The 16,132-nt window shown below is 61.8% G+C and carries 17 protein-coding genes; 6 read left to right on the top strand and 11 right to left on the bottom strand.

Annotation, left to right across the window (positions count from 1 at the left end; translation table 11 throughout):
• Position 1 precedes the first annotated feature (1 nt).
• The 4 genes from NTA49_RS02695 to NTA49_RS02680 all read right to left on the bottom strand — a co-directional run bounded on the left by NTA49_RS02695 (position 2) and on the right by NTA49_RS02680 (position 3,949).
• On the bottom strand, positions 2-145 hold the full coding sequence (locus NTA49_RS02695; RefSeq protein ID WP_258293108.1) for a hypothetical protein: 144 nt from the start codon (positions 143-145) through the stop codon (positions 2-4).
• A 231-nt stretch (positions 146-376) separates the two neighbouring features.
• Complete coding sequence (locus tag NTA49_RS02690; protein ID WP_258293107.1) at positions 377-1,858, bottom strand: heme biosynthesis protein HemY; 1,482 nt, start codon at positions 1,856-1,858, stop codon at positions 377-379.
• A 10-nt stretch (positions 1,859-1,868) separates the two neighbouring features.
• Positions 1,869-3,200, bottom strand: a complete 1,332-nt coding sequence (locus NTA49_RS02685; protein ID WP_258293106.1) for a COG4223 family protein — start codon at positions 3,198-3,200, stop codon at positions 1,869-1,871.
• A gap of 71 nt (positions 3,201-3,271) precedes the next feature.
• Entirely contained in the window at positions 3,272-3,949 is a 678-nt protein-coding gene (locus NTA49_RS02680) for a uroporphyrinogen-III synthase (protein ID WP_258293105.1), read from the bottom strand.
• A gap of 99 nt (positions 3,950-4,048) precedes the next feature.
• On the opposite strand from NTA49_RS02680, the gene tsaD reads away from it, so the two are divergent.
• Genes tsaD through NTA49_RS02660 form a run of 4 tightly spaced genes read left to right on the top strand, consistent with a single transcriptional unit; the run spans position 4,049 to position 6,771 of the window.
• Positions 4,049-5,119: a tRNA (adenosine(37)-N6)-threonylcarbamoyltransferase complex transferase subunit TsaD gene (tsaD, locus tag NTA49_RS02675; RefSeq protein WP_258293104.1), complete on the top strand. Its 1,071-nt coding sequence runs from the start codon at positions 4,049-4,051 to the stop codon at positions 5,117-5,119.
• Entirely contained in the window at positions 5,116-6,078 is a 963-nt protein-coding gene (locus NTA49_RS02670; protein WP_258293103.1) for an NAD(P)H-dependent glycerol-3-phosphate dehydrogenase, read from the top strand. The genes tsaD and NTA49_RS02670 overlap by 4 nt, the downstream gene beginning before the upstream one ends.
• A gap of 1 nt (position 6,079) precedes the next feature.
• Positions 6,080-6,352 (top strand): YciI family protein, encoded by a 273-nt coding sequence (locus NTA49_RS02665; RefSeq protein WP_258293102.1) that lies wholly within the window; start codon positions 6,080-6,082, stop codon positions 6,350-6,352.
• Positions 6,352-6,771 (top strand): EVE domain-containing protein, encoded by a 420-nt coding sequence (locus tag NTA49_RS02660; RefSeq protein ID WP_258293101.1) that lies wholly within the window; start codon positions 6,352-6,354, stop codon positions 6,769-6,771. Before NTA49_RS02665 ends, NTA49_RS02660 begins: the two co-directional genes overlap by 1 nt.
• Before the next feature lie 59 nt (positions 6,772-6,830).
• On the opposite strand, the gene NTA49_RS02655 is transcribed toward NTA49_RS02660, so the two are convergent.
• The 4 genes from NTA49_RS02655 to NTA49_RS02640 all read right to left on the bottom strand — a co-directional run bounded on the left by NTA49_RS02655 (position 6,831) and on the right by NTA49_RS02640 (position 10,870).
• The gene (locus NTA49_RS02655) at positions 6,831-7,172 is read right to left on the bottom strand and encodes a DUF2853 family protein (protein WP_258293100.1); all 342 of its coding nucleotides are present in this window, start codon (positions 7,170-7,172) and stop codon (positions 6,831-6,833) included.
• A gap of 185 nt (positions 7,173-7,357) precedes the next feature.
• Positions 7,358-7,846: a DNA starvation/stationary phase protection protein Dps gene (gene dps / locus NTA49_RS02650; RefSeq protein ID WP_258293099.1), complete on the bottom strand. Its 489-nt coding sequence runs from the start codon at positions 7,844-7,846 to the stop codon at positions 7,358-7,360.
• A 172-nt stretch (positions 7,847-8,018) separates the two neighbouring features.
• Positions 8,019-8,657 (bottom strand): response regulator transcription factor, encoded by a 639-nt coding sequence (locus NTA49_RS02645; protein ID WP_258293098.1) that lies wholly within the window; start codon positions 8,655-8,657, stop codon positions 8,019-8,021.
• The gene (locus NTA49_RS02640; RefSeq protein WP_258293097.1) at positions 8,654-10,870 is read right to left on the bottom strand and encodes a sensor histidine kinase; all 2,217 of its coding nucleotides are present in this window, start codon (positions 10,868-10,870) and stop codon (positions 8,654-8,656) included. The genes NTA49_RS02645 and NTA49_RS02640 overlap by 4 nt, the downstream gene beginning before the upstream one ends.
• Before the next feature lie 234 nt (positions 10,871-11,104).
• Here NTA49_RS02640 and NTA49_RS02635 point away from each other — a divergent pair, with 234 nt between their 5' ends.
• Together NTA49_RS02635 and NTA49_RS02630 are read left to right on the top strand one after the other, a co-directional pair.
• The gene (locus NTA49_RS02635; protein ID WP_258293096.1) at positions 11,105-11,794 is read left to right on the top strand and encodes a hypothetical protein; all 690 of its coding nucleotides are present in this window, start codon (positions 11,105-11,107) and stop codon (positions 11,792-11,794) included.
• Positions 11,795-11,872: 78 nt separating this feature from the next.
• Positions 11,873-13,171: a surface lipoprotein assembly modifier gene (locus NTA49_RS02630; RefSeq protein ID WP_258293095.1), complete on the top strand. Its 1,299-nt coding sequence runs from the start codon at positions 11,873-11,875 to the stop codon at positions 13,169-13,171.
• 124 nt (positions 13,172-13,295) lie between these two features.
• On the opposite strand, the gene NTA49_RS02625 is transcribed toward NTA49_RS02630, so the two are convergent.
• The 3 genes from NTA49_RS02625 to NTA49_RS02615 all read right to left on the bottom strand — a co-directional run bounded on the left by NTA49_RS02625 (position 13,296) and on the right by NTA49_RS02615 (position 16,021).
• Positions 13,296-13,610 (bottom strand): hypothetical protein, encoded by a 315-nt coding sequence (locus tag NTA49_RS02625; RefSeq protein ID WP_258293094.1) that lies wholly within the window; start codon positions 13,608-13,610, stop codon positions 13,296-13,298.
• A 393-nt stretch (positions 13,611-14,003) separates the two neighbouring features.
• A complete protein-coding gene (locus tag NTA49_RS02620) occupies positions 14,004-15,026 on the bottom strand; it encodes a Gfo/Idh/MocA family protein (RefSeq protein ID WP_258293093.1) in 1,023 nt (340 codons plus the stop codon).
• Complete coding sequence (locus NTA49_RS02615) at positions 15,017-16,021, bottom strand: MDR/zinc-dependent alcohol dehydrogenase-like family protein (protein WP_258293092.1); 1,005 nt, start codon at positions 16,019-16,021, stop codon at positions 15,017-15,019. Before NTA49_RS02615 ends, NTA49_RS02620 begins: the two co-directional genes overlap by 10 nt.
• Positions 16,022-16,132: the final 111 nt, after the last annotated feature.

Genomic DNA, 16,132 nt, shown 5'->3' with positions numbered 1-16,132 from the left:
TCTATTGCGCCACAGTCAGCACGACCATCAGAACAGATCCCAGAACCACCAGGGACACCAGCCCGCCAAAGGCCAGTATCAGCGTCTTGGGCTGCATGAATTCGACTCCATGCCCGGTCTGCAATGGCGCAGGGTTGCGATCCATATGTGGTACATGGGTTGACTGCTTATGCTTTGCATCCAGCCGTTTAAGCCGTTCCTGAAAACTGTCGGAGACTGTCATTTTATTGCCCGCCGCTGCGTAATTGTTAAAATTAAAATAGTGTCCTGATCAGCAACAGAAATGCCCTGACACTGCGACAGGAATGGGGCAGGAATGGTTTGATTTTGGGGATATGTACAAGGCCGCAGAGTTATGCCCTGCGGCCTTTCTTAATCAGGTGCGGCTGTTTGGTCGGCCTTCGGAGTCGTCGACATCCGGGTCCAGCAGTTCGGCGTCCTCGATCATGTCCAGATCGGCCGGAGGCGCGGGCTGCGGATCGGGGCTGCCCACGATCATCGGCAACATTCCCACGCTGCCCGGCATGGAAACCTCGGCCAACGGCGGTTTGGTCCAGGCCAGCGTGTCGAAGCTTTCGCAGTTTTCGCAAACCGGCTGCCAATGGGCATGAATGTGCAGGCAGTTCTCGCAGACCCATTGCGGGCCGCGCGGCACGGTCAGCGCGCGTGTCAGCCAGCCCTTGACCACGGTGTCCGAGGCCCCCTCGCCGCGCGCGATTGCAGCAAGCAAAGTGGCGGAGCGGGCGGTCGGATCAGTCTCGAACAGATCGCCCAGATCCCGCCGCGCCTGCGGGAAATCTTCGCTGGCGATGTGCAGTTCTGCCAGCAACATCCGCGTTTCGGGGTGATCGCGGTGGTATTTCGTCAGGGTCTGGAACCGTTTCAACCGCGCGGCAGCGGTCTCATCCGGCTCGATCGCGGCAAAGGTGGCGGCCAGATCGGGATGCGGCGATGCCTCCCAGGCTTTCTTGATCACACGCGTCGCGTATTTCTTGTTGCCCTGCTGGATATAGCTTTGCGCGGCCATGACGGCGGCAGGGATCAGATCGGGCGACAGGCGGTTGGCCTCGATTGCGGCCTCCCGTGCTTCGATGGTCTGATCGGCCTCGAACACCTGTTTCGCTTCGGACAAGGCCAGAACTGCATCGCGCCGCTTGTGCACGTCACGTGGCAAGGCACCTGTTTTCAGCTTGGTGTTCAGCGTGTTGCGCGCTCCGCTCCAGTCTGATGACTGCGCCTGAAGCCGCAGCAGGACGTCGCCGGTTTCCTCATGGCGTGGTTTCAGCGCAAAGGCCTTCTTGGCCAGTTCCATCGCCGTTACGGTGTCACCTTCGGCCAGCTTCTGCTTCATGATGCCGCGCACGCCGACAAAACGGGTCTGTTCGTTCTGCACCAGCTTGCGATAGGTTTCCTCGGCCTTGCGCCGGTCGCCCGACATCTCTGCGGCCTGCGCCGTCAGCAGGTTGGTCAACTCGGGCCGGTTGAGATACCGCTCGGCCTTTGCCGCCTTGGTCATCGCCAGGCGCCCTTCGCCGGACGCCAGCGCCATCATCCCTTCGGACAGGGCGTCAAAACCCTTGGCCTGACGGTTGCGGGCAAAATACCGGGTCAGCGCAGTTTCGTCGCCGTTCAGAAAATGCCAAAGCGCGATCAACGCGCCAACGATCTTGAGGGTCAGCCAGACCGCAAGGACCAACAGCACCAGCGCCATGACCGATTCCAGCGGCCCCAGCGTCACCTCAGTGCCTGCGACAACAGCGCGCAGGCCCCAGTCGGTTTCCAAAAGAAACGCAGCGCCAAAGGCGATGGCCGCAACGGCGCAGACGAACAGGATAATTTTGACTAGTGACCAGATCATGCGGGTCCCCTCAGTTCGCGGCCAGGCGCTGGAACAGCGCTTCGGCGGCATTCATGGCCTCAAGACGGGCCTGTGCGGCATTCATCCAGGATTGCATTTCAGCCTTGGCAGGCTCGGGCAGGGCGTCGGCTTCGGCCAGGGCATCGGCGATCCGCCCCTGACGCACGGCATCTTCAACGCGCGACAACACCGCATCCGGGTCGTTGCCCTCGCGCGGTTGCACCGAGCGTGCGCCAAGTTGACGGCGCAGGAACCCGCCAAAGCCGCCGGTCTCGTCCGTGGCATTGGTGCGCGCCGCAGCCAGGGCCGAACGTGCGGCATCGGGCAACGTTTGCTGAAGCTCAGACAGGGTCGTGACCCCGTCGTCTGCGACGTCGTCCAGCACTGCGGGTATTTCGACATCGCTGTTGGCTGTGACATCGGAAAGGGCCGCTGCAAAGGGCGACCCGCTGTCCACCGCCGCCAGAACACGGCTGGCCGCAGCCCGTGCCAAGGTGGTGTTCGCGGCCGCAGTGGCGGTCGCCTGCATGGTTTCGGCGTCTTCAAGAAGCTGGTCGATCTGCGCCTGCTGGGCCGCTAACTCGTCGGTCAGGCCCGAAATGTCGACATCGGGCGCGGTCGAGGTAATGGTTGACGGCTCCGGGCGCTGTTCCAACTCGGAAATGCGCGTTTCCAGATCGGTGATTGTGGTCTCAAGGTCGCTCAGCGCCTCGGAACTGTCCTGAGGTGCAGTGGGGATCTGACCGCGCAGCTCCTCGATCTCGTTGCGCAACCCGGCGACGGCCTGATCTATCGCTTCCTGACTGGCTCCGGTCTCGACGGGTGCGACGGCAGTGCGCCAGCTTGGCGGCATGAAGGGGTCCATGATCTGCGTCTTGCCCGCGACAAACCCGAAACAGGCGGCGACGATGCCACCCAGGAACAGGGGCCAGAACCCGCCGCTGCGGCGTTCGGGTGCGGGTGTCGGCATTGGGGCAACCCTGGTGTCGTGGTCATACGTCGTGTCGTCAGACGCCGTATCTTCAACAACAGTATCCGGCGAAGTTGTGTCCGGCTCGACGTAATCGGCAATCGGCTCTTTGTCCTGATCGGCAGGCTCGATATGCGCGGTCTCGACCTCGGACTCGGGTGTTTCAATTTCAGGCTGCGGGTTGTCGGTAATGTCTTCCCCGGTCTCCGGCTGCTTCTTCACGACCTCCGGTTCAGCCAGCACGACGCTGTCGTCTGACGCGACATCGGGAGTATCAGAAGATGCCTCGGCGCTCTCATCGGTCACATCGACGGCGACCTTATCTTCGTCTTCCGTAGGACCGCCGGGTTTGGGAGACTTGGATTTCGCCACGATATTACCTTCCGATTCTTGGACGCGTTCGACCACGCAAGTTCAAACTTAGCCGCCAGCGTCGTCGTGCTTCAAGCCGATAGCAGTTTGTCCAACAGTATTTGCACCACCTCAATCATCGAAGCCCGGTCCGGGTTCCGCGCGATAATAAGTGCAAACTTGTCGACTTCCGCACAATTTTCCGCCGCAGCGGCACTGATCGCCCCAAGGTACAAAGGAGCAGTGCCGACAACGCCTTGGCTGAAATGTAGCGCGCTGCGTGGAGAAAAAAGAGGCACAATAACAGGATTTTCCCCGCTTAGCGCATTTTGCGCAGCGTCATTCAGCGGCATAGGCACCTGATCATAGACGGCAAGAGCCTCCGCAGACAGCCCGGCATTGCGCAATCGTGCTGCAACATCGTCCCGCGTATGTATCCCGGAAAAGTGGACCAGCCGCCTTTCGGGTTGCAACGCAATCAGCGAAGCCAGCAGCGTTTCTGCGTCTTGTCCTGATGCCTGGGCTCGCCAACCCGCCTTGGCGGCTGCCTCGGCTGTAGCACGCCCCACGCAAAACGCTCGTCGACCTTTGGCCTCTGGCCCATGCGCCACGCCGTTGACCGACGTAAAGATCGCTGCGTCGAAATCTGGCCATTCCACTGACAAAGCCTGAATGCGCATCAGCGGCGAGATGACCACGTCGCAGTGCCGCGTCACCCTGTCGGGCAGTGCGGCGACGAAGGCGCGCGCGCCATCCTCGGGGCGGGTCATCAAAAGCGTGATCCGGGGCCGTGACATGCTGTGCTCTGGTTGTTTGAAGGGTGGGTAGGTGTTACCTCGGGGCAAAGCATTGCGCAACGGACACGCATCATGAACAACGAATTGACGGTGCTGGGTATCGAAAGCAGCTGCGACGATACGGCGGCGGCCGTGTTGCGCGGACGCAGCGTGCTGTCTTCGGTGGTTCTGGGGCAAACCAGCCTGCATGCCGACTTCGGCGGCGTCGTGCCCGAGATTGCAGCGCGCGCCCACGCCGAGAAACTGGATGATGTGGTCCGGCAGGCGCTGCGCGAAGCAGGCACTAAAGCGGGCGAAATCGACGCTATTGCGGTCACGGCGGGGCCAGGGCTGATCGGCGGCGTGGTGTCGGGCGTGATGCTGGCCAAGGGGATGGCCGCAGCGCTGGATATTCCGATGTACGGCGTCAACCATCTGGCCGGGCACGCGCTGACCCCCCGGCTGACGGATGCGGTCGAATACCCCTATCTGATGTTGCTGGTGTCGGGCGGGCACTGCCAGTTTCTGCAAGTGTCAGGGCCGGACACGTTCCGCCGTCTTGGCGGCACCATCGACGACGCACCGGGCGAGGCGTTCGACAAGGTGGCGCGTCTGATCGGTTTGCCGCAGCCCGGCGGACCGTCGATCGAACGCGCGGCCTTGCAGGGGTACCCGAAACGCTTTGCGCTGCCGCGTCCGCTGCTGGACAGGGAAGGCTGCGACATGTCGTTTTCCGGGCTGAAAACCGCGACCCTGCGGGCGCGTGACAAGGTGGTCGCGCAAAAGGGCGGGCTGACCGGGCAGGATCAGAACGATCTGGCTGCCGGGTTCCAGGCCGCCGTGGCCGATGTCTTGCAGGAAAAGTGCCGTCGCGCGGTTGCTGCCAGCGGTCCGATCACCGCCCTGTGCGTCGCGGGTGGTGTGGCCGCAAACCAGACAATTCGCGTCGGGTTAGAGACTGTTGCGCATGGGCGGGGTGTTCCCTTCATCGCGCCGCCGCTGGCGCTGTGCACTGACAATGCCGCGATGATCGCCTATGCCGCCATCGAACAGATGCAGACACGCGCACCGGATGGCATGGACCTGTCCGCACGGCCCCGCATGCCGCTGGACACGGACAGCCGCGCGATGTTGGGCAGTGGCAAAAAAGGGGCCAAGGCATGAAGATTTCGGTTCTGGGGGCAGGGGCCTTTGGCACGGCGCTGGCGATTTCTCTGGCGGGAAAGGGCGCTGTCACCCTCTGGGCGCGCAACCCCGACCATGTGGCCGAGATGCAGGCGACGGGCATGAACATGACGCGTCTGCCGGATGTGCAACTGCCCGTAAACCTGTCTCTAACAGGCGATATCGCACATGCACTTGTGGCCGATGTTGTGCTTTTGTCCGTCCCGATGCAGCACCTTGCCGGGTTTCTGGCCGATCACATCCCCCAAGGCAGTACCGCCAATCTGGTCGCCTGCTGCAAGGGGTTCGAGGTCTCGACCGGGCGCGGTCCTGTCACCATCATCCGGGATGCCGCCCCGCGTGCCACGGCCGCGATCCTGACCGGGCCCAGCTTTGCCGCCGATATCGCGCGCGGCTTGCCCACCGCGCTGACCCTTGCCTGCGCCAGTGATGCGGCAGGGCAGATGCTGCAACAGGCCCTGACAACCCAAAACCTGCGTCTTTACCGCACCACCGACACCCAAGGGGCTGAGCTGGGCGGTGCGCTGAAAAACGTGGTCGCCATCGCCTGCGGGGTCGCCATCGGTGCCGGTCTGGGCCAGAGCGCGCGTGCAGCGCTCATGACGCGCGGGTTCTCCGAAATGACCCGCCTTGCGCAGCATCTGGGTGCCGACGCCAATACGCTGGCCGGATTGTCAGGTTTCGGCGACTTGGTGCTGACCTGCACGTCTGAACAATCGCGCAACTATCGGCTTGGCCTGTCGCTGGGGGCAGGCAACAGCTTTGACCATTCCACCACTGTCGAGGGGGCGGCGACAGCCCGCGCGATTGTGCAGATGACGCGCGCCAGCGGAGTTGATATGCCAATCACACAGACCGTCGCCCGCTTGCTGGATGGCACGGCGGATGTGCCCACCTCCATGGCGGCCCTGTTGTCGCGCCCACTCAAGGAAGAATGACATGCTGATCGCTTTGATTGCCACAGACAAGGAAGGCGCGCTGGACGTGCGCAAGGCCAACCGGGACAACCACTTGGCATATATCGAGAAGACAGGCGTGGTTGCCCAGGCGGGCCCCTTGCTGGACAGCGACGGCGAGATGGCGGGATCGCTGGTGATCCTGTCGGTCGACAGCATGGCCGACGCGCAGATGTGGGCGGACAACGACCCCTATGCGCTGGCTGGTCTCTTTGCCGACGTCAAGCTGATCGCGTGGAAAAAGGTCATCGGCTGATGGCGTACTGGCTGTTCAAATCCGAGCCATCCACCTGGGGCTGGCACGACCAGCAGGCCAAGGGCGACGCGGGCGAGGAATGGGACGGCGTGCGCAACTATCAGGCGCGCAATTTCATGCGCGAGATGAAGCTCGGGGACCGTGGCTTCTTTTACCACTCGCAAACCGAAAAGGCCGTCGTCGGCGTGGTCGAGGTGATTGCCGAAGCGCACCCCGACAGCAGCACCGACGATGACCGTTGGGAGTGCGTGGACATCAAGGCCATCGCATCGGTACAGACACCGGTGACGCTGGATATGATCAAGGCCGACGGGCGGCTGGACGACATGATACTGGTGCGCAATTCGCGTCTGTCGGTGCAGCCTGTCACCGATGCCGAATGGCGGATCATCTGTGATCTTGCCGGGATCGACCCCTGACCCGACAAAAGAAAAGGCCCGCGTGATGCGGGCCTGAACCAGTCTCTGACGGGGCGAAATCAGCCGTAAACGCTGTCTTTGCCAAAATGTTTGGTCAGCATGTAATAGACGACGGCGCGGTACTTGTTGCGCTCGGATTTGCCATAGGTCTCGATGACGCTGTTGATCGCTTCCATCAGCTGCGGACCATCGGCCAGACCCAGCTTCTTGATCAAAAAATTCTCTTTGACGGTTTCCAGTTCGGCAGGCTGAGACGCGGCCACTGTGGATGCATCGGCGTTGTAGATCGCAGGCCCGCAGCCAATCGTGACCTTGGTCAGCAGGTCCATGTCCGGTGTCATGCCACATTTGTTCTTCAGATCGTCCGCATATTGCGCAATCAGGTCGTCACGTTTGCCCATCTTAAGTCTCCCACTTTGGACCTGGCCCCGAAATTGAGCCTTGGACCAGAGCCTAAGGTCTATCCAAGCGTGGACAAAGACATAATTTGCAAAGTTCCATATCGAACGGCGTTACCTACGGCCCTCATAAACGAAAGGGGGCAGCCAGCGGCCGCCCCCTTGATCAGGTTGCGACGCAAAACTGGTTACTTCTTGGCGTTGGTGTGATGCGCGCCGATGAACCACGCGTCCTTGCTGACACCACGGCTGACGGCGGTGTAGAGGTCGGCGGTTTCCTCGTCACCGGCGTCACCGGCTTCGGTCAAACCCTCATGCGCCAGTTTGACGAAATGCATCATGCGCTTTTTCAACTCTTCGATATGCACGTCCTGATGCACCGCATCGCGCGGATAGGCTTCGAGCTGGCCGTTCTTTTCGATCCCGGCCTCGGTACCGTCGGCAGTGCCGCCCAAGATGACGATCCGCTCGGCGATGGTGTCGACATGATCGTCCAGCCGCGCCCGCACGTCGTCCAGCAATTCGTGAATGCCGATAAAGCTGGGGCCCTTGATGTTCCAATGCGCCTGCTTGATCGCCAGTTGCAACTGAATGCCCGTGGCCAGCGAGGTGTTCAGATGATTGATCGACGCTTCGCGCGCGTTATCGGTGAGGTAGTCTGTAAACTTCTCGGTCATGTGGATGCCTTTCCGTCAATTGCGGCAATGGCCGACAGAAATTGTCGCCGCATTGTCTTGCCGCGCAGTGTATGATGAGACTACGCGGCAGTGGCCGCTTGGGTTCCAGACGGGCTGTGGATGGCTGCCGGAGTGTCAGCGGGGGTGAAACCCGCGCATCGCTTGGCTTCGATCACTCTCCCATGCGCAGGCCAAGGCGGTTGGCGTGCCATGCGGCCTCGGCGCGGGAACCGATGCCCAGCTTGCGGTAGATGATCTTGATATAGCCCGCCACGGTTGTTTCCGCGATGCCCATCTCATGCGCCACTTCGGCATTGCGCAGCCCGCGCGCAATCAGGCCCAGCACCTGGGTTTCGCGCTCGGTCAGCTGTGCATCCACGCCCGCCGTCGGGCCGGTAAAGCGGAAATGTTCCATGATCCGCCGCGCGATGGCAGGAGAGATTGCAGGCATTCCGATCGACAACTGGGCCAATTGCCGTGCAATCACGGCAGGCGCGGTTTCTTTTAGCAGATAGCCGTCTGCACCTGCCGAAAGCGCCGCCACAATGCTGGCGTCATCCCCCATCACCGTCGTCACGACCTTGATCGCGGCAGGGCTGCAAGTCTGCATCAGGCGCAGCACCTCCAACCCGGACCCGTCCGGAAGACCCAGATCAATCAACAGCAGATCAAAGGACTGGTCCTGCAGTTTCGCAGCGCCACGCACCGTTTCGGCCAGTGCAATCTCGGCCTGCGGATAGGTTTCCAGCACCAGCGAGGCCAGCCAGCGGCGGGTTTCAGCGATGTCTTCCACGATCAGCACGCGTTTCATTCGGCGGCTTCCCTGTCGCCGGGGGTTCGCAATGTCGTTTGCCCGGCATCCAGCGGAATGCAGGCGCTGATGCGGGTGCCGCTCGGGGCGCTGGTCAGATCAAACGTGCCGCCCAGCCGTTCGACCCGCGCCGCCAGATTGATAAATCCGTTACCCAGCTTCACGGTCTCGACGTCAAAACCATGACCGTCATCTTGCAGGGTGATCGTCATCAGTCCCTGAGCTTCGGACAGGTCCACATCGACAGAGCGCGCGGCAGAGTGGCGCACGATGTTGCTGGTGGATTCGCGCAGGAAAGAACGGACCGTATGCACATGCTGCGCGGGCAAAAGCGCGTTGGGAAGGCTGTGGTCCCGCCAGTTGACCCTGATTTCCGCGGCTTCCAGATGGCCCGCGATCTCGGCGCGCAGGTCGGCCACCAGTTGCGGCAGGGGCAGGCTGTTCTGCAGTGGGTTCGAGATGATTTCCCTCAGATCCGAAAGCGTTTGGCGGATCAGCAGATCCTTGCGGTCCGGTGACGCGGCATGCAGCGCGCCCAACAACAGAACGCCGATGTTGTCGTGCATGTCACGGTTGATCCGCATCCGCTCTGACGTCACTGCTTCTAAATAGACCTGATGCTGTTCCAGACTTTGTTCGACCATGGCATTCAACGCCTTGGCCCGCGCCAGATCGGCAGAGGAAAACAGGCGCGCACCTTGGTGCGCCCAGTCCAGACGCAAGCCTTTCAGCCCCGCAATCGCTCCCAGGGTCAAGGACGCACCATCGTCGATCAGCCTGGTCGCCCGCCCTTCGCCCCGGTTCATGGGGGTCACTTTCAGCGGGTTGAACAGATCGGTCCAGAAAGCGATCAGAAGGTTCTGTTGCTCTGTCGCGTCCATTGCATGCGCTATTTCGGTCACTCTCTTGTACAACTCTTCGGCAGAAAGCCTGCGATCCCGCCGTAGCCAGTGCCCGACCGCTGTGCGAAACGGCAGATAGACAATGCCAACCGCCGCAAGGGCGATCCCCAGTGCGGGGGCCCTGTCCAGCGACAGGCCGTAAATCAGCGCCGCGTCCAGCAAAAGCAGCAGCGCCATGCCCAGCCCATAGAACATGATCCCGAACGACCATGTGGCCAGATCAAACAAACGATAACGCAGCACGCCCATCGCCATGCCGACATAGATCAGCAGAAAGAACAGGAACGCAGTGCTTTGTTCCAGAACGGGCGGCACGTTCAACAGGATCGGCACGATGGAGGTGATGACGAAACCGCCAGCGCCGACCCCGATGGACAGACCCAGCCAGCCCAGCATCGCCCGCGCGCGCGGATCTTTGCGGTTCACAACGACCTGCGCAACGATGACCGCCAGCAACACCAGCATGGTCGCCGCGATCAAATCCTGCAGCAAACCATAATGGCGCGGCCAATTGTTCAATTGAATGAACGCAATCGCGCCCCCGATTGCTATTGCCGGAAGCCACAGCACAGGGCGCGGCACGATCCGCCGCGGATAGAGCAGGAACAGCGTCACCATCCCTATGCCAAAGATCAGCGAACCGCTGCTGTTGATCCGGCTTGCGGTCGTAAACAGCGTTGCACCCAGCGCGATTTCGCGCGCGCTATAGAGCGCCGCGGCAGCCGATGCCATGGCAAGCCCGACACCGGCCACCAGAAACATCCATGCGGCAGCGTCTCTGGGGCGCAGACACACGACCCATGCCCCGACAAGGCCACCAGTCAGGGCCACGAACAATTGCAGCCAGAATTTCACGGGCAAATCCGCAAGCGGTCGCGTCGATGCGGCGGTGGCGGTCACGGTCTCGAACCTGCCCGCGCGCTCTATGGTCAAGGCGACTGGCCCGCTGCGCAGTGCGGTGGTGATCTGGTCCTGCCGGTCATAAAACCTTTGCAGCAGTTCGGCCGACGCAATGGCGTCGGGCTCTTCGATGATATCCACCGCCTCGATGTCCAGCCCGCGGGGCGCATCGGCCCCACTGGGTTGCGCAGGCGCAAGCGCCCAAAGCTGCGCGCCCGTCACATCCTGCGAAATCGGTGTACCCTGTGCAACCTCGACGATCGTGACCCCGTCAGAGCTGTCAGCCTCCAGCACCAGGCCCAGCCAGGGTTGTTTGGTGGCGATCCAGGTCAAACTGACAGCCAGCGCAAGCGCCGCGAGTACAACCCCCGCAAAATGCGTTCCCGGAGCGAAGTAGCGTCGCAAGATCATGTCCCCTTGACCCGTTGGCAATGACCGTTCCGCGGCCCTGACCGTGTTTCCAGACACTTTTTTACGGTGTGCCTGTTTGCAAATTTGACGTTTTGTTCCCTTGGTTTGCGCGTCGGTTGCATGATGAACCGCTAACGCATGTGCGGCACCCCCCTGAACAGGGGGGAGACGCCACGCGCATCGCCCAAGATAGTCCGCCGCATAGCTTCAACATACTGTGAGTGGAAAATAAGAATGAGCAAAGTAATTTCTTTGGCGGCCATTTCGGCCGGATTGATGATGAGCCTGTCGGGCTGCCTTTCGGGCGGTGGCGGCGGGACTGGCGGCGTCGGCGGATCGGCAAATTACGAGGCCGCCTTCGATGCTGCCTCCAGCCGCGCACCGACGACCGACATGCCCACCAGCCTCAACGCTGATTACCAGGGCCAGTTCAAGGTTGGCGTGAACGGCGGAACAGCCGAGATTTTCGGCCCCGATGCCGATCCGCAAATGGCAGAAATCATTGGTGATCTCGACATCAGCGTCGCCTGGGCGGAAGGTCAGACTTCCAACCCGTTTTCTGGCACGGCAAGCAATATCGTCGCAACCGAAGCAGGCACATCCAATACGACGGCAATCAACGGAGAGCTGAACGTCGACGGTGGCCTGCCGGCCTCGATCTCTCGTGTCAGCATGCCCGCCACCGTGGTCGCGGGACAAAACATCCCCGCGCTTGATACCGGTGCCTTCGTGTTCCACATGAGCGGTCGCGTGGATGCCGAAGGCCGCGAGGGCGACGCAACCTTGCAGTTTGGGGGCAACTTCTTTGGTCCGGGTGGCAACGCGATGGTGGGTGCGGTCAGCGGCGGCATCAACGATGTAGACAATCCCAGCCAGCAGATTTTCGATGCGGGCATCGGTGGCACCTTCTACGCAACGCAATGAGGCAAGAGGTCGTTGCGCCAAACAGATGGGCGGGGTCTCTCGCCCATCGCTTTGGCGTGTGACGGGGAAGGGTATGATTTGACGTTCGGTGCGCGGTTTTTCCTGATTTTTTCTCTGGTTACGGCGGTCGCGCTGGCCTGGCCGCAATCTGGCCATGCCTTCACTCTGGATGCTGCGGAAAAGGCCGTTCTCGACGGTCAGGCGGCGCAGGTCATCCCGCAGCTTGAAGCCTATGCCCCGAAATCGCAGACCGAAGCGCTGCGGCGTCTGTGGATTCTGGGTGTGGCCAATGCCCGCGCGGGGCGCCCCGACGCAGCGGTGGCGCCGCTGTCGAAACTGGTGGCGCAAGTGCCCGCCAACCCCATGTTCCGGCTGGAACTGGCAGGCGCGCTTGTCGCATCGGGCCAGCACAAGCGCGCGCGCTATCACCTTGAACAGGTCAAGGGGGCGGACTTGCCGCCGCAGGTGCAGACCCAGGTTCAAAACCAGATCGACCGGTTGGAACGCTCGAAGAACTGGCAGGGATATTTCCGCTTTGCCCTGACCCCAGAAAGCAACGCCGCACGGCGGACCCAGGCGGAAACCGTGAACCTGGGCGGGCTGGTCTTTAACATCAACCCAAACGCCCGCGAAGAACCCGCCACCGGCGTCGAGCTGGGCTTTGGCCTGGCCGCGTTGCCGATGATCGGCGAACGCACACGCGCAAGGTTTGGGATCGACGCGCAGGCGCGATTGTTCGACGGACGCGCGCCCGACGACGTTTTCCTGCGCGCAACCGCGGGGATCGTGCACTTTGACCAGTCGGGGCGTAGGCTGACTGCAGACGTCTTCGCGACGCAACGGCGACTGGACAACAGCACCTACACCCGCTCGCAGGGGCTGGCACTGGGCTATGGCTTTGCGTTGGGCCAACGGGCGCGCCTGTCGTTCGGCGTGCAGCACGAACAGCTTTCCTATGTCCAAAGCGCCTATGATGTGCGCCGGGCTGCGGCAAACGTGCAGCTTGCCTATGCCGCATCGGCGCAGTTGGTCTTGCGAGCCGGTGCGCGGTTTGAAAACCGGTCCAGCGCCTATTCCCTCGCTGCGGGCCACGCACAGGGGCTGTCCATCGGGGGCGATTACACCTTTGTCGGCGGGCTGCGGGTTGGGTTGGATCTTTCTTACGATCACAACGACTTTGACGGCATTCATCCCCTGTACGGCGTGCAGCGCATGGACCGAAAAACCGCCGCGACCGTGCACATCACCAACCAGAATTGGAGCTATCGCGGTTTCGCCCCTGTGATCAAGTTTGGTGTTGAGCGTCAGAATTCAAACATCGTCATCAACAGCTATCGCAACGTCTCGACCAGTCTTGGGGTCACACGGTCGTTCTAAGGCATGGTGTCCTTGCGCTCGCTGGGGCGCCGTCGCCCGTCTCTGACGAACATAATGCACCCGCAATAGCAAATTTTCGATCTGTCGGCAGCGTCAGCCTCTTCCGCGAGCGAATGGCCCACAGTCATTTTTGAACCATGATTTCTGTCATGCGAAACCCCGACGGGGGGCGCGCAGGAATTCTGTTGACCGCCAGGTCTGTATTCTGATCTCGCACAGTGTAGGACAGGCTACGCGTCATGGTGCTGTCGAAGGCGGCGTCTTTGGGTATCTTCATCGCACTGGCCTGTCTGTCAGCATGGCTCTGTCCGTCAGATAAGTACAACACAGGACGTTCGCCAATGTTCCCGCCCGCCGCGCCTCTGGCCACGACGCTTTCCACGACAGCCATGCAGTGCGGAACAAGCACCTCAGGTTGTGCGTCAGAATCAAAGCGCATGGAAGGAGACCGCAGTGGAAACCTCTATATTCTACGCTCGGGCCTAGTTGAGTTCGGATGCGGGTCTGACGCTTCTGCGCGAGGTTGAACGCCGCCATTATCATGCAGGTCTAATTGAACACCCGAAAAACCAAAATCCACATTCACCGCCAAGCAAGCGGGGCAAGCCGCTGACCGTGCAGGCGAAAGGCAGCACCGGACCCAATCCAAGCAAGGCTTGAAGGAGACCCTGCAAGTTCCAAGAGGTCGGCCACGATCCTGTTTCAGGGCGCCTGCGCCGCCAGACCACCAAGAATTGTTCAAGAATTTAGCTGCCCAGATCGCAGATGCTCAATGATGTCACTGCTGATGAACCGGCCCGCCGTCGCACCGATGCTGTCGCTTCAAAAGACCTTATGAGCGCTGTTGAAGCGACCCGGCATAGATGCGGTCGATTGTTTCCGAGAGTTGAATGAAGTGGAAGGCGCGGGGGTCAAAGCAGGCCCCTTGCGCCAGCTGTCCTGCCCATTCTTCTATTGCGCGTCCACCCCAGTTGTCGGGCGGCGCGCACAGCAGGCGGCTGGTCGTGCCGGTGTGGTGACAGGCTTCGAAGTCGAAGAAGGAGCCGCCAAGGTTGCGCATGCAAACGCCACCACGCGTGCCATGAAAATCGGCCCCGATCACCGCGTCCTGTCCTGCCGAAAGGTTCCACGAACAGGCGATACGCACCGCTGCGCCAGAATCCAGTTGCAGCGTGACGGTGGCGTAATCTTCGACCTGGTCACGCGTGGACAGCGGCTTTCCTTCTGCGAAAAGCTGCGCAGACATGTCTTTAACCACAGGAAAATCCAGCATCCACAGCGCCAGGTCCACCAGATGCACGCCCAGATCCATCACGCAGCCCCCGCCGGCAAGTGCGGCATCGTAAAACCACGGCTTGTCTGGCCCGTAGGCATTGTGGAACACCAGATCGGCGGCGAAGACGTCGCCGATGTCGCCGCGCCGCACGACATCCCGGATCGCTTGCATAGCGGCGGTCTTGCGATAGCACAGATCGAGGCCCAGCAGACGGTCCGCCTTCTGGGCGGCAGCAACCGTTTGTGTGGCCTCGTTCGCATCACGGCCCAGCGGCTTTTGGCAAAACACCGCCGCGCCGCTCTCAAGCGCGCGGATCGTCTGCCGGGCGTGAAGCGCGCTGGGTGTGGCGATGACGATCCCGTCGCAGTCTTCGGCAAGCAGGGTTTCCATGTCACTGCCCTGCGCCGCATCCGGTGCCAGTGCTCCGGCTTCGGCCAGACAGTCCGCCACCGGATCGGCAAGCGCCGCAATCTCGACCAGACCGGTCTCGGCGACCGCCTGCATCCGATGTCGTCCTATCCAGCCCAGACCTAGAAATCCAAGCCGGGGGCGGGCTATGGCGGCAGCGTCTAGCGACATGCGACCCACGCCTTGACGAAACCGTCGGGCTTGTCTCGGGTGGCATCAAGCGCAGCGCCCAGGTGATCAAGCGCGAACCGATGGGTCACAAGCGGCGCGATGTCCAGCTTTCTGGCGACCACGGCCTTTACCGCGCGTTCCATGCCCGCGACGCAGGTGGCGGGGTCGCGTTCATGGGCATTGATCACGTCGATCCCGCGCCAGTTCCAGTTCTGCATGTTCACTTGCCGGGGGCCGTCCTGGTGATAACCCGCGATCACCAGTCGTCCGTGTGTGCCCACCAGATCCCCGGCCAGATCGAGCGGCCATTGCGCGCCTGCCGCTTCGATCACCACCTCGCACAGCGTGTCCTCGGTCAGCGCGCGCACCTCTTCGATGGTCTCCCAGTGGTCTTCCAGCGCAATCGTATGGGCCGCCCCCATCTGTCGCGCCAGCGCCAGTGACAGGTCCCGCCGCGCAATGGCGATCACCTCGGCCCCCTCGTTTGCGGCCAGTCTGGTCAGCGCAGCACCCAAGAAACCGATCCCGATGATGGCAACCCGCATGCCCGGTTTGATCCCGCTGCGCGCAAGGATATTCATCGCGCAGCCCAAGGCCTCGCCCGGAAACGGCAGGCCGTCCAGTTCCGGCGGCAACCTCACCACGTGGCGCGCATCCGCGAGATCGAAGGTGGCGTAACTGTGCTGCCCCAGAAAGGCGACACGCTCGCCCACCTTCAGCCCGGTCACATCACTGCCCAAGGCATCGATATGCCCCCAGCCTTCGTGGCCGGGTGCGCCGCTTTCCGTTGGGAATTCCATCCAGTCAGGCCCCGCCCATGGACCGAGATTGGAGGCGCAGACACCGCACCCTTCGAGCGCAATCCGCACCTGTGCGGGACCCGGTACCGGCATGGGCCGCTCGACCAGATCGACTTGCCCCGGCCCGACCATCCTTGCGGCCAGCATCATCTTTGATCCGGCCCTCTGCATTTCCTTTGGTGACTTGGCGTCCATGAAAATCTCCAGCACGTCTGGCAGCAGATCCGTCTGTAACGCGCCGCCAGTATTTCGATTTCCAACGACTGGAACGGATTTTGGTTCCTGCTGATGCTGCAGCAAAATTCG

The sequence above is a fragment of the Pseudosulfitobacter koreensis genome, assembly GCF_024733015.1.
GTDB classification, from domain to species: Bacteria; Pseudomonadota; Alphaproteobacteria; order Rhodobacterales; family Rhodobacteraceae; genus Pseudosulfitobacter; species Pseudosulfitobacter koreensis.
The sequence above is the reverse complement of the archived record's forward strand: the minus strand, read 5'-3'. Positions and strand labels throughout refer to the sequence as shown.

Coding starts and splice junctions, on each gene's coding strand:
- NTA49_RS02695 (WP_258293108.1), bottom strand. CDS start 145: ATGGATCGCAACCCTGCGCCATTGCAGACCGGGCATGGAGTCGAATTC.
- NTA49_RS02690 (WP_258293107.1), bottom strand. CDS start 1,858: ATGATCTGGTCACTAGTCAAAATTATCCTGTTCGTCTGCGCCGTTGCG.
- NTA49_RS02680 (WP_258293105.1), bottom strand. CDS start 3,949: ATGACCCGCCCCGAGGATGGCGCGCGCGCCTTCGTCGCCGCACTGCCC.
- tsaD (WP_258293104.1), top strand. CDS start 4,049: ATGAACAACGAATTGACGGTGCTGGGTATCGAAAGCAGCTGCGACGAT.
- NTA49_RS02670 (WP_258293103.1), top strand. CDS start 5,116: ATGAAGATTTCGGTTCTGGGGGCAGGGGCCTTTGGCACGGCGCTGGCG.
- NTA49_RS02665 (WP_258293102.1), top strand. CDS start 6,080: ATGCTGATCGCTTTGATTGCCACAGACAAGGAAGGCGCGCTGGACGTG.
- NTA49_RS02660 (WP_258293101.1), top strand. CDS start 6,352: ATGGCGTACTGGCTGTTCAAATCCGAGCCATCCACCTGGGGCTGGCAC.
- NTA49_RS02655 (WP_258293100.1), bottom strand. CDS start 7,172: ATGGGCAAACGTGACGACCTGATTGCGCAATATGCGGACGATCTGAAG.
- dps (WP_258293099.1), bottom strand. CDS start 7,846: ATGACCGAGAAGTTTACAGACTACCTCACCGATAACGCGCGCGAAGCG.
- NTA49_RS02645 (WP_258293098.1), bottom strand. CDS start 8,657: ATGAAACGCGTGCTGATCGTGGAAGACATCGCTGAAACCCGCCGCTGG.
- NTA49_RS02640 (WP_258293097.1), bottom strand. CDS start 10,870: ATGATCTTGCGACGCTACTTCGCTCCGGGAACGCATTTTGCGGGGGTT.
- NTA49_RS02635 (WP_258293096.1), top strand. CDS start 11,105: ATGAGCAAAGTAATTTCTTTGGCGGCCATTTCGGCCGGATTGATGATG.
- NTA49_RS02625 (WP_258293094.1), bottom strand. CDS start 13,610: ATGCGCTTTGATTCTGACGCACAACCTGAGGTGCTTGTTCCGCACTGC.
- NTA49_RS02620 (WP_258293093.1), bottom strand. CDS start 15,026: ATGTCGCTAGACGCTGCCGCCATAGCCCGCCCCCGGCTTGGATTTCTA.
- NTA49_RS02615 (WP_258293092.1), bottom strand. CDS start 16,021: ATGGACGCCAAGTCACCAAAGGAAATGCAGAGGGCCGGATCAAAGATG.